The organism is Rhodococcus sp. PD04 (assembly GCF_035918275.1).
Lineage (GTDB): Bacteria > Actinomycetota > Actinomycetes > Mycobacteriales > Mycobacteriaceae > Rhodococcus > Rhodococcus rhodochrous.
This window is the reverse complement of the sequence record NZ_CP142143.1, coordinates 3,086,611-3,102,140: the sequence shown is the minus strand read 5'-3', so window position 1 is coordinate 3,102,140 and position 15,530 is coordinate 3,086,611. Positions and strand designations below refer to the sequence as shown.

Here is a 15,530-nt window from a genome sequence, read left to right as displayed (position 1 = left end):
GGAGTGAACCCGAATCCCGAGCGAGCCCGCCGACGGTACACCTCACCGTTGCGCGAGGAAGCGGCCCGCCGGACCCGCGAGACGATCCGCGACGCCGCGGCACGGTTGTTCGTTCGCGACGGCTACGTCAGCACAACCGTCAAGAACATCGCGGACGAAGCGGGTGTGGCGGTGCGGACGGTGTTCACCGCATTCCCCGGCGGCAAGGCGGAGATCTTCCGCGAGGCGCTCGATCACGCGGTGGCCGGTGACGGCGATCCGCGCGCGACCGCGGCGGCGGAACCGGAACCGTCCCACGCCGGCGGCGCGGTCTCGCACGTCGATCTGGTGGTCGAGCAGGTGGTCCGCTACGGCACCGCGATGCTCGAACGCGCGGGCGGGCTGCTCATGACCTCCGTGGAATCATCGGGGGCGGATCCCGATATGCGTCGTTTCGCCGCGGACGACGCGAAGGCGACGGCCGAGAACGCCCGCACTCTCGCGGAAGGACTCGAACACGCCGGTTGGCTGCGTGAGGACGTCACCGTCGAACACGCGGCAGATGTCCTGTTCACCCTGAGTTCCCCACAGGTGCACGCGCTGCTGAGGCGGGATCGCGGATGGGACGTCGACCAGTACCGTCAGTGGCTCTCGGGGACGCTGCGCGCGACGCTGTTGCGGCCACCTGCACCGTGACGGATTCGACTCAGTCGTCGCCCCGGTCGTCGAGGTAGAGCCACTCGCCGTCCTCCCGCACGAACCGGCTGTGCTCGCGCATCGAGTCGGGCACCCCGCCCGCCCTCCAGTGCGCGCGGAAGTCCACCGTGCCGGTGGTGTGCAGGAATCCGCCTCCGGTGGTGTGCAGGACCTCGAGTCCGGTCCAGCGTTGACCGGGGTCGAACTCGATCGAGCGCGGACGCGTGGACGGGTGCCAGGTGCGCAGCAGGTGCGCCGCGTCGCGCGTCGCGAAGGCCGTGTACCGCGAACGCATCAGCCGTTCGGCGGTGGGCGCGCTCGCGCCGGCCAGCAGCGGCCCGCAGCATTCGGACAGGGGAACGCCGCGACCGCACGGGCACGGGGAGTCCGGGCTGATGTCGGCGCTGCGGTCGGCTCTGCTCATGGCCACAGTCTCCCCCGAGGGGCTCGATCGCCCGACCTCGGGGCGGTGCCTGCAGGAGCGGACGATCACCGGGCGTGAATGATGTTCTCGGACCGCGCGCTCCGGAGCGCTCCATGATGCAGAATGCCGAACATGAATGCGCAGCGCTATGTCGGGGTCGTGGGGCCGGGTGAAGCCACGCCCGAACAGCGACGCCTCGCCCGCCAGGTCGGGGGACTCCTCGCCGGACGCCGGGCCGTCGTGGTCACCGGCGGTCTGGGTGGGGTGATGGCGGCAGCCTGCCGGGGCGCTGTGGAAGCCGGTGGGACGACCCTCGGCCTGCTGCCCGGAGACGACCGTGCCGAGGGCAATCCCTATCTGACGGTGGCCGTTCCCACCGGGCTCGGAGAGATGCGCAACGCGCTGCTCGTGCGCAGCAGTGACGCGCTGATCGCGGTGGGTGGAAGCTGGGGCACGATGAGCGAGATCGCGCTCGCGGTCCGCATCGGTGTCCCGGTCATCTCGATCGGGGGCTGGCGGATGCCCGCAGCGGGAGTGCTCGACGTCGAATCGCCCGCCGAGGCCGTCGAGTGCTTGCACGCGCTGTTGTGGCGCAAGGACCCGGTGTGAGCCGACTTAGACTGACGATGCCCGCCGATCCGGATCGGCGGGCATCGTCTGCTGTGGGCTCCTGTGGAGCAGGCTCTACGAGCCGGAGTTGGCGAGCTCGTAGCGGCGGCGGTACTCCTCTTTGGACGTCTCGCTGATGTCGACGTCGCCGGCGCGGGCGCGCAGGGCGCCGACGGTGGCCTCCTCACGCGGGATGTGCTCGAAAGGATCCCAGTCGAAGAACTTCGCGGCGTTGGCGAAGGTGATCTTGTCGATCTCCTCGTCCGTGCACTCGCACGCGTCGAGTTCCTCCTTGAGCATCTCGGGGGAGTTCGGCCACGTCGAGTCGGAGTGGGGGTAGTCGCATTCCCACGCAATGGTGTCGACGCCGAGCCGGTGACGGTTGTTCAGTCCGCTCGGCTCGGTGATGTAGCAGGCGAGGAAGTTCTTGCGCCACACGTCCGTCGGGCTCATCCCGGCCGGCAGGAAGCTGGTGCCGGTCCACGACTGGTTGACGATGTGCCGGTCGAGGCGGTCGAGCCACGGCGCGACCCAGCCGACACCGCCCTCGCTCATCGCGACCTTCAGATCGGGGAACTTCTGGAAGGCGCCACTGAGCATGATGTCGGTGGCCGCGATGGTCGAGATGAGCGGCGTGAGGATCATCATGTCGTCGATGTTGAAACCGGCCGGGCGCTTGACGAGGTTGATACCGCCGCCGATGTGCAGGGACAACACGATGTTGTGCTCGACGCATGCCTCGAAGATCGGATCCCAGTGCCCGGACTTGAAGTCGGGATAACCCTCGCCGACGCCGTAGGGCGTCTCCGGGATGCTGATCGACCGGCATCCCATGGCGGCGATGCGCTCGATTTCCTTCACCGATTCTTCGGCATCGTAGAACGGGATGATGCCGATGGGAATGAACCGGCCCGGGTGGGCGTCCGGGACCTCGCCGACGACCCAGTCGTTGAACGCTTTCAGTGCGGCGAGGGAGAGCTTCTTGTCGGGCAGGCTCGCCAGGTGGGTGCCGGCGAAGCCGGGGAAGGTGGCGAACAGGGTCGCGGCGAGGGTTCCGTTGGCGTCCATGTCGCGCACGCGCAGGTCCATGTCGTAGACACCCGGTCGCATCTCGGCGTAGCCGGTGGGGTCCATGCCCCATTCGTGCTTGGGCCAGGAGACGACGGCGTTGAGGCCGGAGCTGCCGACGACGGTGCCCTGGAACTGCCAGGCCTGCACATTGGGGTTGCGGGGATGGGCGGTGAGTTTGGGAGCCTGGTCCATCAGGCTCTTGGGGAAGTGCTTCTCGAAGATGTCCGCGGGTTCGACGACGTGGTCGTCGATGCTGATCATCACCATGTCTTCGGTCTTCATCGAATCCTCTCCCTGGGCTGCGCAAAAGTCCTGCCGGCGTCGGCGCTCGCGATGAGAACTAGATTTCCGTATTCGAGAACATAAATCAAGGAGTGTTGCGTATCGGGTGGATTTCGTGGGTGGAGGTGTCGAATCCATGCCTCGCCGAGATGGGGATCTACTCGGAAATCGGCGCATTGTCGCACGATTCGTCGAAGACCGGAGTGTTGTCGGAACCTTCGATCGCGAGAATGTAATTCTCGATTCCGTGATCGACTGTGTCGAGGGGTGGTCGGATGTCCGGCTCGACAGGTGTGCCGTGGTGGTTCGATGATCGAAAATGACAAGAATGCTTGACACAAAATGACAAGCAGGGTTTACTTCTGGCCGTGACCGACACACCGAGGAGCAACAGGGTCCGCGAATTCCGCAAGCAAGCGGGACTCACCCAGGCCGCGCTCGGCGACGCGGTCGGCGTCAGCAGGCAGAGCATCGTCTCGACCGAGAAGGGCGACTACGCGCCCAGCGTCTACCTCGCCCTTCGTCTCGCCCTCAGACTCGACACCACGGTCGAGGAACTGTTCCCGCTCACCACCAAGGAGTCCTCATGACCGTCTTCCTGAAAACCGCGCGTTTCATCGGCGATCTCGACGACGACTTCTACCGCGACGAGCGCCAGCGCGACGTCTGGAACGAAGCCTCGGCGGTGGGATTCCAGTTGTCCCAGTGGATCGCGCTGGTCGCGGCGGCGTTGCTCCCGTGGCTCGTCGGCCGACCCGGGGCGTGGACCGCGCTGGGTATCCTCGTGGCCTGGTTCGTCGTGTCGATCGTGACCCAGTTGTACGCGCGGCAACGCGACGTCGACCTGTACGCCACCGCGAAACTGTGGCGACCCCGCAGTGCCGCCGCCGCCGCGCTCTATCTCGTCGGCGTCGCCGGCATCTTCCTCCGCCTGCGCTACGAGGGTCAGCCGTTCGAGAACGATGCCGCGACCTGGGCCGGACGCATCGTCGGTGCGGCCACCGTGATCGTCCTCGCGGGACTGGTCCTCACGTGGAGCCGGCGCCGTACCCAGCGCCGGCTCGACGCGGAGGAAGCGCTCGACGCGCTCGAGGACTAACGCGCGCGGACGAGTGCCGCGACCGGCAGGGAGTCGAGCAGATCGGCGACCCGCATCCGACCGGTGAAGGAGCGTCCGGTCAGCACGTCCGACCAGTTGCCGTCGGGCAGGTCGACGGCCGTGTCCTTCCAGCCCGAGCGCGACAGCGCCACGGTGCGACGGGACGCCACCGCGAGAACGTCGAGGTCGTCCGTCGCCGGCCCGCGGCCGAACGCGAGCAGGTGCTCGGCAGCCGGACCGGTGGCGAGGACCGGAACGTACGCGCCCCCGACGAAGCTCGCCGGACGTTCGCGGCGCAGCCGGAGCGCGGTGCGCACGATCGTGAACTTCGCCGGCGCCGAATCGGGGGCGTCGAGCAGCCGCCGTCGGGCGTCGAAATCCACCGGCCGCCGGTTGTCCGGATCGACGAGGGAGTCGTCCCACAGTTCGGTGCCCTGATAGACGTCGGGAATGCCGGGGCCCAGCAGTTGCAGCAGTTTCTGGCCGCACGAGACGGCCGCGACGTGCGGTTCGACCTCGGTGACGAAGGCGGTGAGCTCATCCGCGACCGGTCCGTCGATCACCGCGTCCAGCCAGTTGTCGACCGCGGTCTCGAACTCCTCGTCGACCTCGGTCCACGTGGTGCGGGTCCCGTTCTCGCGCAGCGCCTTCTGCGCGTAGGCATGTACCCGTTCGCGCAGTTCGTCGGTCACTGCTCCGTCGAGCGGCCAGACTCCGAAGAGGGTCTGCCACAGGAACAGTCCGATCGCCGGATCCGGTGCGGGTGCCGATTCGTTCCACGACCCGAGCCGGCGGGACCACTCGTCGGCGACCTGCGAGAGCACGCCGATCCGAGCCCGGACGTCCTCGCTGCGTTTGGTGTCGTGGGTCGACAGGGTGGTCATCGCCCGCGGCCAGTGCCGTGCCCGCTGGGTCCACGCGAGGTGGAACTCGGCCGGGGTGGCCGAGAAACGGCCGGGTTGCCCGCCCACCTCCTGCAGCGAGATCAGCCGCGCCGCCCGATAGAACAGGCAGTCCTCGACCGCCTTGGCGGTCGCCGCGCCGCAGACCTGGCCGAAGCGGGCCGCTGCCTCACCGCCGAGGGCCATCGCCCGGGCGAACACTGCGAGGGCGGGATCGAGTGCGGGTTGCGTCCGCGCGAGGTCGCCGACGATGCGCGGCACCAGGGTCGCGAGCGGCGCGTAGTCGGCGCGGTAGACGGGAAGCTGTGCGGCGACGGCGATCACGGCCTCGCGCAGCGCCGCGTCGTCGCACCCGGTGTCGCCGGTCTCGCGTCGGATCGCCCGAACGAGGCGGCGCACCTCCGGCGCGAGCCCACTGCCGAGCACCGATCGTTTGAGGTCGTGTTCGCGGGCGTGCAGCCACGGCACGTTGCCTTCGGCGCCCGTGAACCTGCGCGACAGGGCATTCAGCTCCGTCTCGCCGGACGGGTCGACGAACACCGACGACAGTTCGCCGAGTGCGTCGTAGCCGGTGGTGCCGTCCACCGGCAGCGTCGCATCCAGCGGCTCGGCGTCGCCGAGGATCTTCTCGATCACGAGCCAGCGATCGGGTCCGATCACCTCGCGCAGGCGCGCGAGATATCCGGCCGGATCGGCGAGACCGTCCGGATGGTCGACACGGATCCCGTCGACCAGGTCGTCGGCGATCCACGACGCGACCTGCTCGTGCGTCGCGTCGAACACCGCGGGATCCTCCACCCGCACCGCGGCGAGATCGTCGACGGTGAAGAAGCGGCGGTATCCGATCAATCCCGAGTTCCACGCCACGAGCCGGTAGGCCTGCCGCGCGTGGACCTCCTCGCCGGTGCCCTCGTCGGTTCCGGGAGCGATCGGGAATCGCTTGTCGTAATAGGCGAGCATCGGTTCGTCGCCCGAGCGGTCGACGGTCAGCTCCCGCACGGCGTCGTCCGATCCGAGCACCGGCAGAGCGATCCGCCCGTCCGCACCGTTGTCGTCGGCGAGGTCGAGATCGAAGAACGACGCGTAGCGGGACCCGGAGCCGTGCTTCAGGACATCCCACCACCACGCGTTCTGGCGTGGGTCGGCCACCCCGACGTGGTTGGGGACGATGTCGACGACCAGCCCCATGCCCCGTGCGCGTGCCTCCCGCGACAACCGTTCCAGGCCCTCGCGTCCCCCGAGCGATTCGGAGACCGTGCCGGGATCGACCACGTCGTATCCGTGGGTGGACCCGGTCGTCGCGCTGAGGACGGGGGAGAGGTAGACGTGCGAGACACCCAGGGCGTCGAGATAGTCGAGCAGGGCGACGGCGTCGGCGAAGGTGCATTCGTCGCCGCGCATCTGGAGGCGGTAGGTGGACAACACCGGCGCAGTATTCCCCGCGCCGGCGTCGCTCACACCTGCCGACTCCGTACCGCCGGTCGTCACCGGGTCTTCCGGAGCACCAGCACCGAGCGTGCCTGCACCCGGACCGGCTTACCGGCGACGACGACCTCCTCGCGCAGACCGTCCGGAACGTCGGTGTCGAGCGCGACCGTCCACTCCTCGGCGTGCGGGCCGTCGGGGGTGACGAACTCGATCGGCTCGTGATGGGCGTTGAAGCACATCAGGAACGAGTCGTCGACGACGCGCTGCCCCCGCTGATCGGGTTCGGGGATGCCCTCGCCGTTGAGGAAGACCGCGAGCGACTTGCCGAAACCGCTGTCCCAGTCCTCGGGCATCATCTCGTCGCCGGCCGGTGTGCGCCACGCGATGTCGCGGGACTGATCGCCGCTGCGGATCGGCCGGCCCTCGAAGAACCTGCGACGCCGGAAGACCGGATGCTCGGTGCGCAATGCGATCACGTTGCGGGTGAACGCGACCAGGTCGGCGTTGGACTCGGCGAGCGACCAGTCCACCCACGACAGCTCGTTGTCCTGGCAGTACACGTTGTTGTTGCCCTGCTGGGTGCGACCGAACTCGTCGCCGTGGGCGAGCATCGGCGTGCCCTGCGACAGGATCAGCGTCGCGAGCATGTTGCGCTGCTGGCGCCCGCGCAGTGCAAGAACCTCGGGATCGTCCGTGGGGCCTTCGACCCCGCAGTTCCACGACCGGTTGTGCGATTCGCCGTCGCGATTGTCCTCGCCGTTTGCGTCGTTGTGCTTCTCGTTGTACGACACCAGATCCGCGAGGGTGAACCCGTCGTGGGCGGTGACGAAGTTGACCGACGCGCCGGGGCGACGCCCGGTGTCCTCGTACAGGTCCGACGAGCCGGTCAGGCGCGACGCGAACTCGCCGAGAGTGGCCGGTTCGCCGCGCCAGTAGTCGCGGACCGTGTCGCGGAACTTGCCGTTCCATTCCGTCCACTGGCCGGGGAAGTTGCCCACCTGGTAGCCGCCCTCACCGATGTCCCACGGTTCGGCGATGAGCTTGACCTGCGAGACGACCGGGTCCTGCTGGACGAGATCGAAGAAGGCCGACAGGCGGTCGACGTCGTGCAGTTCGCGCGCCAGGGTCGATGCGAGATCGAACCGGAAGCCGTCGACGTGCATCTCGGTCACCCAGTAGCGCAGCGAGTCCATGATCAGCTGCAGGGTGTGGGGGTGACGGGCGTTGAGGCTGTTGCCCGTTCCCGTGTAGTCCATGTAGTAGGCCTTGTCGTCGTCGACGAGGCGGTAGTAGGCGGCGTTGTCGATGCCGCGGAAGCAGATGGTGGGACCGAGATGGTTCCCCTCGGCGGTGTGGTTGTAGACCACGTCGAGGATCACTTCGATGCCGGCCTCGTGGAAGGCCCGCACCATCGCCTTGAACTCGGCGACCACGGCACTGGGTTTGGTCGACGACGAGTACTCGGCGTGTGGCGCGAAGAACCCGAAGGTGTTGTAACCCCAGTAGTTCCGCAGTCCCTGGTCGATCAGCACCTGGTCGTGCATGAACTGGTGCACGGGCATCAGCTCGATGGCGGTGACGCCGAGCCCGAGAAGATGGTCGATGATCGCCGGGTGCGCGAGACCGGCGTAGGTGCCCCGCATGTGTTCGGGGACGTCCGGATGCGTGGCCGTCATGCCCTTGACATGGGCCTCGTAGATGACCGTCTCGTTGTAGGGGCGCCGGGGCTGGCGATCCATCGCCCAGTCGAAGAACGGGTTGATCACCACGGTCGTCATGGTGTGCCCCAGCGAATCGAGGCCGGGCAACTCCGCGGCGGCGTCGGAGGTCTGTCCCGTCGCGATCGCCTCGGGCTCGGCGTCGTCGGCAGGCGCGGGCTCGCCGGTGTCCTCGGTGTCGGCGACGTCCGTGTTCTCGTCGGCGGCGCTGTCGGCCTCGGCCTCGGGCTCGGCACCGGGCAGCGGGTAGGAGAACAGTGACGGGTCGCCGTCGAACGAACCGTCGAACGCCTTCCCGTACGGGTCGAGGAGCAGCTTGCTCGGATCGCACCGGTGACCGTTCTCCGGATCGAACGGCCCGTGTACGCGGTAGCCGTAACGCTGACCGGGGGAGACCGTCGGAAGATAGGCGTGCCAGACGTAACCGTCCACCTCCTCGAGGGGAACGCGGGTCTCGCTCCCGTCGCGGGAGATGAGGCACAATTCGACCTTCTCGGCGATCTCGGAGAACAGTGCGAAGTTCGTGCCCGCCCCGTCGTAGGTCGCGCCGAGGGGGTACGGGGATCCCGGCCACACTTCCAGGGGCTCGGGCATCTCGTCGTTAGCGCTCGCTTCGGTGGGCTCCATGTCCGCCAACAGTAGCCTTCCGGCGGTCCGGGCACCGGGTGAGCGCGTCACCACCAACCGGTGGCGGGGCCGAGTTGTCGGCCGAGCTCGGGCGTCAGCGTCCGGACGTAGGTCGTGGTGAGGTGGTTCTCGTCGCGGTAGATGAGGATGTTGCCTTCCACCGCCCGGCACAGATCCTGCCGGCAGAACTTGTCGGACAGGTCGAGCAGCGACACGGTGGGCAGGTGCGCGGACGCGGCGACGGCCGGGTCGATCGGGTCCAGCGCCTCCTCACGGGGCACCCCACACGTCTCCGCGGTGCCGCCCCCGGCGAGGCAGTCGGCGGCCCGATAGGCGACGTCGCCGCGGAACAGCCACGGGTTGTCGCGGATCGCCACCACCGGGATGCCGTAATCGGCGAGCGTCTCCCACAGGTCGACGTACCAGAACGGGACGAAGTCGCCCGGTCCCTCGCCCTGGTCCTTGGTGCGCGTCGACGTCGTGAACACGTAGTCGGGCGGATCGGCGCGCAGTTCCGCGAGGACGGCGGTCGACCACGTGTCGCACTCGACCGTCGGGGACTCCTCGACGAGCGGGGCGAGGGGATCGGAGAGCGGGCACCCGACCTTGAGATAGGTGTCGAGGCGGAAGCCGTGTTCGATGCCGAGCGCGTCGAGCGCGGCGAGCCAGTGCTCCGAGTGCGACCCCCCGACGACCACCATGCGGCGCGTTGCGAGGGGATCGCCGTAGGTGCAGGTCAACGGTGTGCGGTTGGTGTGCTGGGCGATGCAGTTGTCGAGCGTCGCGGGCGGCAGGTCGCGATGGGCGACGAGCAGCGGCGGTTGCACCGGTTGCGCCTCGGTGGAGACGGCGGGATCGAACACCGCGGCGCCGGGATACAGCTCCGTCGGCAGGGCGGCGATGCCGTCGAGGGCCTCCGTCGAGCGGTCGACGTGGGTGTGCCAGAGGTTCGCGGCCCCGACGAGGGCGACGGCCAGGACCGTGACGAGACCCACGAGCGCGGTGCGGGACGGCCGAGGGGGGTCGACGCGACGGATGGGGTCCTCGAACCACCGGGTCGACGCTTCGGCGAGCAGCAGCGACAGGGCGATCACGACGAGCCCGCCCACCAGGCCGACCGATGGGTGTCCGCGCACGATCAGGTAGCCGATGAGGACCGGCCAGTGCCACAGGTACAGCGCGTAGGCGATCGCCCCGAGGCGCACCATGGGCGCGGACGCCAGCAGTCGCGCCGACGGCGTGTCGTGCTCGGCGCCGGAGTCGGAGTCAGGACCGGAGCCGGAGCGGATGCCCGCGACGACGAGTGCCATCGCCGCACCGACGGGGACGAGGGCCCACGGGCCGGGGAAGAGGGAGTTGCCGTCGAGGACGAAGCCGCACGCGAGGAGCACCGCGAGTCCGAGGGCGCCGAGTACGATCCGCAGGGCGCGCGGAACCCGCAGCCACGGCGACAGGCACATCAGCAGACCACCGAGGGTCAACTCCCACGCACGGGCGGCGCTGTCGTAGTAGAGCCACGACTGCGGACGGTCGGCGAGCACCGCATACGCGAGCGACGCCGCGGTGAGCACGGCCAGCAGCACCGTCAGGGGCAGACGGACAGGCACCGACATCCGCCGCAACAGCCACGCGAGGCCGAACACCACCACGAGGGCCGCGATGTAGAACTGGCCCTGTACGGCGATCGACCACAGGTGCTGGAGCGGGCTGACCATCGGGTCCGCGGCCAGATAGTCGCTCGCTGTGCGGGCGAGGTGCCAGTTCTGGAAGAACAGCAGCGACGCCCCGGTCTGGTCGGCCAGATCGAGCCACTGTGTGAACGGCCGCAGCACGACCGTGGCGGCCGCGACGGCGGTGAGTACGACGACGAGCGGTGGCAGCAGACGCCGGCCGATCCGCCGCAGGACGGGACGCGGATCGAGCGGGGCCGAGGAGTCGGCCGTCCGCAGGAGCGTGCCCACGAAGAAGAATCCGGAGAGCGCCAGGAAGACGTCGACACCACCGGAGACGCGACCGAACCAGACGTGGAAGATCACCACGAGCGCGATCGCGAGACCGCGCAGTCCGTCGATGTCGGCACGGCGCGCGGGGCGGGTGCCTGCTGTCCGCGCGCCACTCTCGAGTTCCGGTCCCGAGGTGTGGACGGACATGTGACGGATACCCCCGGTGTCTTACGTGTTCGGCTGTGCTGCCGACCGGGCGACGAGCGCGCCGGTCGGTTGCCGTGAGCGTCTGTTCACGGCAACTGGGGCAGACTACGCGGCTGCGGGCGGCAACTTCCAACCGCCTACAGTCTGGGCGTGGACAACTCTCCTCTCCCGGTCGAGCGGATCCGCACCCTCGACGCTCGGCACCTCTGGCACCCCTACGGCGCGTTCCCGGCGACCACCGAATCGTTGGTGGTCGACCGTGCCCACGGTACCCGGATCGTCCTCGCCGACGGTCGTGAGCTGGTCGACGGCATGAGTTCGTGGTGGGCCGCGGTGCACGGATACGGGCATCCGGTCCTCGACGCCGCCGTCCGCGACCAGCTCGGCCGGATGAGCCACGTGATGTTCGGCGGCCTCACCCACGAGCCCGCCGCGCGGCTCGCGGAACTGCTCGTCGACATCACGCCCGACGGTCTCGACACGGTCTTCCTCGCCGACTCGGGTTCGGTGTCGGTGGAAGTGGCCGTGAAGATGGCGGTGCAGTACCAGCGTGCCGTCGGCCGACCGGGACGGCGTCGTCTGCTCACCTGGCGCGGCGGCTACCACGGCGACACCTTCGCCCCGATGAGCGTGTGCGACCCGGACGGCGGCATGCACGCGCTGTGGACCGACATGCTCGCGCGACAGGTCTTCGCCCCCGCCCCACCGGACCGGTTCGATCCCGACTACGTCGCGCAGTTCGAGGCGGTCCTGCTCGAGCACGTCGACGAGCTCGCCGCGATCGTCGTCGAGCCGGTCGTCCAGGGCGCCGGCGGCATGCGTTTCCACGACCCGCGGTATCTGCGCGAGCTGCGCAGGATGTGCGACGAGCACGGACTGGTGCTGATCTTCGACGAGATCGCGACCGGGTTCGGGCGCACCGGCGAACTCTTCGCCGCCGATCACGCGCAGGTGAGCCCGGACGTGATGTGCGTGGGCAAGGCACTCACCGGCGGATACATGACCCTCGCCGCGACGCTGTGTACGCGGGCCGTCGCCGAGGCGATCAGCGCGGGGGAGGGCGGCGGTGTGATGCACGGCCCGACCTTCATGGGCAACCCGCTCGCGTGCGCCGTCGCCGTCGCGGCGGTCGAACTGCTGCTCTCCCGCGACTGGCGTGCCGAGGTGGCGGCGGTGAACACCGGTCTGACCGAAGGACTCGCCCCCGCACGCGAGGTGCCGGGGGTTGTGGACGTCCGCGTCCTCGGAGGCATCGGCGTGATCGAACTCACCGAACCGGTGGACATGCGCGCGACGACCGATGCCGCCGTGGCGGCCGGCGTGTGGCTGCGGCCGTTCCGCAATCTCGTCTACGCGATGCCGCCCTACATCTGCTCGGCCGACGATCTCGCGGCGATCACCTCGGGGATGATCGCCGCCGTCGGCGCGAACATCCGCTGATCGAAGGAGTCGGCCGACATTCGCGCCGACGGCCCTCAGGGCGCGCGGTGCGCCGTAGGAACGTCCGGCGATCCAGGCATCCGGCCTGCGACCCGAGGCCACCGACGTAGCGACTTGAACGGTGTTCAAGTAAGGTCACCGCTCATGACCGCACATCCCGCCCTGGCGTGGCTCGACGGCACCGCGGCGGCGCGACGCGCAGCGGGCCTGCACCGCGACCCCGTCGTCCGGACCCCCTGCTCGACCGTCGTCGACCTCGCCTCCAACGACTATCTCGGCCTGACCCGCCATCCCGAGGTCCTCGCGGGGGCCACCGCCGCCCTGCGGCGATGGGGAGCCGGTTCCACCGGATCGCGCCTGGTCACCGGCACCACCGCCGAACACGAGCTCCTCGAACGCGAACTCGCCGACTTCGTCGGGGCCGACAGCGGCCTGGTGTTCTCGAGCGGATACGCCGCCAACCTCGGTGCCGTCGCCGCCCTCGGTGGCAGGGACGCACTGATCGTGTCGGACGCCGGCAGCCACGCCTCGCTCGTCGACGCGTGCCGGTTGTCCCGCTCGAGGATCGTCGTCACCCCGCACAACGACGTCGACGCGGTCGCGCACGCCCTCGCGACGCGCACCGAGGCCCGCGCGCTCGTCCTGACCGACTCGGTGTTCAGTACCGACGGCGACCTCGCGCCGCTGCGGGAACTGCATCGCGTCTGCCGAGCGCACGGCGCGTTGCTGCTCGTCGACGAGGCCCACGGAGTGGGGGTCCGCGGCGCGGGGGGCCGCGGACTCGTCCACGAAATGGGTCTCGCCGGCGAGCCCGATGTGGTCGTCACGGCGACGCTGTCGAAATCCCTTGCCTCCCAGGGCGGAGTCGTCCTCGCCGACGGGCGCGTGCGGGAACACCTCGTGGATACCGCCCGCACCTTCATCTTCGACACCGGGCTCGCCCCGGCCGCCGTCGGTGCCGCCCGGGGCGCGTTGAAGGTGCTGCGCGCCGAACCCGCCCGCGCGGCGGCCGTGCTCGATCAGGCCGCGCACCTCGCCCGGGTCACGGGTGTCGAGGCGCCGCCGTCCGCCGTGGTGTCGGTGATCCTCGGTGACCCGCACGTCGCGGCCGACGCCGCGGCGCGGTGTCGCGAGCGCGGTGTGCACGTCGGCTGCTTCCGGCCGCCCTCGGTGCCGGCGGGCACCTCGCGGCTGCGCCTGACGGCCCGCGCGAACCTCACCGACGACGAACGCACCCTCGTCGACGAGGTGCTCACCGACATCCTCGCGGGAGCCCGGGCATGAGCGTTCTCGTCGTCACCGGTACATCGACCGATGTGGGCAAGACCGTCGCGACCGCGGCGCTCGCCGTGAACGCCGTGACCGCGGGGCTACGGGTCGCGGTGTGCAAACCCGCCCAGACGGGCGTGACCGACGACGGACCGGGCGACCTGCACGAGATCCTGCGACTGACCGGAGACTCCGTCCGGGTCGTCGAACTCGCGCGGTATCCCGATCCGCTCGCGCCCGACACCGCCGCGCGGCGCAGTGGACGTCCGCCGCTCACTCTCGACGAGATCATCGACACCGTCCGGAGACTCGACGCCGAGCACGACCTCACCCTGGTCGAAGGGGCGGGAGGTCTGCTCGTCCGGCTCGGTGCGGGCGGCTTCACCCTCGCCGACGTCGCAGCCGCGCTCGGAGCACCGGCGGTGATCGTCGCCGCCGCGGGACTGGGCACGCTCAACCACACCGCGCTCACCGTGGCGGCGCTCCGCGCGGCGGGGGTCGAATGCCCGGGGGTGATCATCGGGTCCTGGCCTGCTGCACCGGATCTGGCGGAGCAATGCAATCTGGACGACCTTCCCGACGTCACCGGCGTCCCGGTCGTCGGCCGGATCCCGGCCGGCAGCGGCGCACTCGACGCCCACAGCTTTGCTGCCCGTGCCTCCCGATGGTCGGATCTGCCTCCGCCCGCCCCCGCCGCCACATACGCATAGCGGAAGTCGAGATACGCCGCGGGGCGGGCTCAGTTCACGCGTTCGGCGACCAGCGGAACCAACTCGTCGAGTGCGAACGGCACCGACAGCACCGAATTCGTCGAGAACGCCGCGGAGATGTCGGAATCGCTGTCGAGCACGAGGAACCGGCCGTCGCGCACCGCCGGGAGCTGCTGGAAGACCGGATTGTCGGTCACCTCCGCGGCCGGCACGTAGATCGGCAGCACGATCAGCAGGTCGGCGTCGAGCATGTCCAGGTTCTCGTCGGAGACGGTGATGAAGAAGTCGTCCGTCGCCGCGGCCTGCACCTGCGGATTGTTCACGAAACCGAGCTCGGTCATGAAGTCGACGCGCGAGTCACCGACCACGTAGGCACCCCACCCCTCCGACGTGTAGGAGGCGACGGTGACGGTCTTGCCCGCGAACCCGGGATTGTCGGCAGCGGCCTGCTCGAAGTCCGCATCGATCTGCGACAACAATTCGGCACCCTTGTCCGGGACACCGAGAGCCGCTGCCACGGAGGTCACCTGGTCGTCGAGCGACGTGAGATAGGCGTCGCTGCCCTCCGGACCAGCGACCGTCGGAGCGATCCCCGACAGCGTCTCGTAGCGGGCCTGCTCACCGGAGCTCTTGGTGTCGAGGATCAGATCGGGCGTCTGCGCCGCGAGCAGCTCGAAGGACGGCTCGATCGTGCCGATGAGCTCCGGCGGCGAGTCGTACAGCCCCTGCGCCCACGGGCCCACACCGTCGCCACCGAAGGCGAGCCAGTCGCTCGCGGCCACCGGCTGAACCCCGAGCGCCAGTGCGGTTTCGGCGTCGCCCCAGCCCAGTGCCGCGACGCGTTCCGGGGCGGATTCGATGGTGACCTCCCCGAACTTCGTGTCGACGGTGACGGGGAAGGCACCGTCGGCCGGTGCCGGACCGGAGTCGGATTCCGTGTCGGCCGATCCGCACGCGGTCAGCGCGATCGCGGTGGCCGTGAACAGAGCGGCGGAACGGAGCAGCGCGGCGGAACGGCGTGTCATGACTGGCCTCGAGTCTGTCGATCAACAAGTGAGGTGATCCTAACCCGGCGGGGTGACCGGAGGTGAAAACCGGCCGGAAACCACGCAGAACAGCGGCTCTG

13 protein-coding genes are annotated in these 15,530 nt (G+C 69.4%); 7 read left to right on the top strand and 6 right to left on the bottom strand.

Translation table 11 applies throughout. The features are described from left to right. The first annotated feature begins 3 nt into the window (after positions 1-3). The gene (locus tag U9J23_RS14315; RefSeq protein WP_059380971.1) at positions 4-675 is read left to right on the top strand and encodes a TetR/AcrR family transcriptional regulator; all 672 of its coding nucleotides are present in this window, start codon (positions 4-6) and stop codon (positions 673-675) included. Positions 676-685: 10 nt separating this feature from the next. Here the strand turns inward: U9J23_RS14315 and U9J23_RS14310 are convergent, their stop codons facing one another. Further along, positions 686-1,099 carry a YchJ family protein gene (locus U9J23_RS14310; protein WP_059380972.1) on the bottom strand — a complete coding sequence of 138 codons (414 nt, stop codon included), beginning with the start codon at positions 1,097-1,099 and terminating at the stop codon, positions 686-688. Between the two features lie 123 nt (positions 1,100-1,222). Here U9J23_RS14310 and U9J23_RS14305 point away from each other — a divergent pair, with 123 nt between their 5' ends. Continuing rightward, entirely contained in the window at positions 1,223-1,708 is a 486-nt protein-coding gene (locus U9J23_RS14305) for a TIGR00725 family protein (protein ID WP_059380973.1), read from the top strand. 75 nt (positions 1,709-1,783) lie between these two features. On the opposite strand, the gene U9J23_RS14300 is transcribed toward U9J23_RS14305, so the two are convergent. Beyond that, positions 1,784-3,061, bottom strand: coding sequence for an amidohydrolase family protein (locus tag U9J23_RS14300; protein WP_059380974.1), 1,278 nt, complete (start codon positions 3,059-3,061; stop codon positions 1,784-1,786). 368 nt (positions 3,062-3,429) lie between these two features. Between U9J23_RS14300 and U9J23_RS14295 the strand changes: the two genes are divergently transcribed. Then, positions 3,430-3,651 carry a helix-turn-helix transcriptional regulator gene (locus tag U9J23_RS14295; protein WP_059381110.1) on the top strand — a complete coding sequence of 74 codons (222 nt, stop codon included), beginning with the start codon at positions 3,430-3,432 and terminating at the stop codon, positions 3,649-3,651. After that, positions 3,648-4,160 carry a DUF2029 domain-containing protein gene (locus U9J23_RS14290; RefSeq protein ID WP_085468382.1) on the top strand — a complete coding sequence of 171 codons (513 nt, stop codon included), beginning with the start codon at positions 3,648-3,650 and terminating at the stop codon, positions 4,158-4,160. Before U9J23_RS14295 ends, U9J23_RS14290 begins: the two co-directional genes overlap by 4 nt. Here U9J23_RS14290 and treY read toward each other — a convergent pair. Genes treY through U9J23_RS14275 form a run of 3 tightly spaced genes read right to left on the bottom strand, consistent with a single transcriptional unit; the run spans position 4,157 to position 10,985 of the window. Continuing rightward, entirely contained in the window at positions 4,157-6,550 is a 2,394-nt protein-coding gene (treY, locus tag U9J23_RS14285) for a malto-oligosyltrehalose synthase (RefSeq protein WP_106199433.1), read from the bottom strand. The two genes, U9J23_RS14290 and treY, sit on opposite strands and share 4 nt — an antisense overlap. Further along, positions 6,547-8,835 carry a glycogen debranching protein GlgX gene (glgX, locus tag U9J23_RS14280; protein WP_059380976.1) on the bottom strand — a complete coding sequence of 763 codons (2,289 nt, stop codon included), beginning with the start codon at positions 8,833-8,835 and terminating at the stop codon, positions 6,547-6,549. Before glgX ends, treY begins: the two co-directional genes overlap by 4 nt. A 47-nt stretch (positions 8,836-8,882) precedes the next feature. Further along, on the bottom strand, positions 8,883-10,985 hold the full coding sequence (locus tag U9J23_RS14275) for an acyltransferase family protein (protein WP_326598519.1): 2,103 nt from the start codon (positions 10,983-10,985) through the stop codon (positions 8,883-8,885). Positions 10,986-11,135: 150 nt separating this feature from the next. On the opposite strand from U9J23_RS14275, the gene U9J23_RS14270 reads away from it, so the two are divergent. The 3 genes from U9J23_RS14270 (at position 11,136) to bioD (ending at position 14,404) form a co-directional block, all read left to right on the top strand. Further along, positions 11,136-12,425: an adenosylmethionine--8-amino-7-oxononanoate transaminase gene (locus tag U9J23_RS14270; protein ID WP_059380978.1), complete on the top strand. Its 1,290-nt coding sequence runs from the start codon at positions 11,136-11,138 to the stop codon at positions 12,423-12,425. A 144-nt stretch (positions 12,426-12,569) separates the two neighbouring features. Then, a complete protein-coding gene (locus U9J23_RS14265) occupies positions 12,570-13,709 on the top strand; it encodes an 8-amino-7-oxononanoate synthase (RefSeq protein WP_326598515.1) in 1,140 nt (379 codons plus the stop codon). Continuing rightward, complete coding sequence (bioD, locus tag U9J23_RS14260; protein WP_059380980.1) at positions 13,706-14,404, top strand: dethiobiotin synthase; 699 nt, start codon at positions 13,706-13,708, stop codon at positions 14,402-14,404. Before U9J23_RS14265 ends, bioD begins: the two co-directional genes overlap by 4 nt. 29 nt (positions 14,405-14,433) lie before the next feature. Here the strand turns inward: bioD and U9J23_RS14255 are convergent, their stop codons facing one another. Then, positions 14,434-15,429, bottom strand: coding sequence for an iron-siderophore ABC transporter substrate-binding protein (locus tag U9J23_RS14255; protein WP_059380981.1), 996 nt, complete (start codon positions 15,427-15,429; stop codon positions 14,434-14,436). Positions 15,430-15,530: the final 101 nt, after the last annotated feature.

Bases quoted from the DNA above. Each gene is read 5' to 3' on its own strand.
- U9J23_RS14305 (WP_059380973.1), top strand. From the start codon at position 1,223: ATGCCGAACATGAATGCGCAGCGCTATGTCGGGGTCGTGGGGCCGGGT.
- U9J23_RS14310 (WP_059380972.1), bottom strand. From the start codon at position 1,099: ATGAGCAGAGCCGACCGCAGCGCCGACATCAGCCCGGACTCCCCGTGC.
- U9J23_RS14275 (WP_326598519.1), bottom strand. From the start codon at position 10,985: ATGTCCGTCCACACCTCGGGACCGGAACTCGAGAGTGGCGCGCGGACA.
- U9J23_RS14255 (WP_059380981.1), bottom strand. From the start codon at position 15,429: ATGACACGCCGTTCCGCCGCGCTGCTCCGTTCCGCCGCTCTGTTCACG.
- U9J23_RS14290 (WP_085468382.1), top strand. From the start codon at position 3,648: ATGACCGTCTTCCTGAAAACCGCGCGTTTCATCGGCGATCTCGACGAC.
- U9J23_RS14265 (WP_326598515.1), top strand. From the start codon at position 12,570: ATGACCGCACATCCCGCCCTGGCGTGGCTCGACGGCACCGCGGCGGCG.
- bioD (WP_059380980.1), top strand. From the start codon at position 13,706: ATGAGCGTTCTCGTCGTCACCGGTACATCGACCGATGTGGGCAAGACC.
- U9J23_RS14300 (WP_059380974.1), bottom strand. From the start codon at position 3,061: ATGAAGACCGAAGACATGGTGATGATCAGCATCGACGACCACGTCGTC.
- glgX (WP_059380976.1), bottom strand. From the start codon at position 8,835: ATGGAGCCCACCGAAGCGAGCGCTAACGACGAGATGCCCGAGCCCCTG.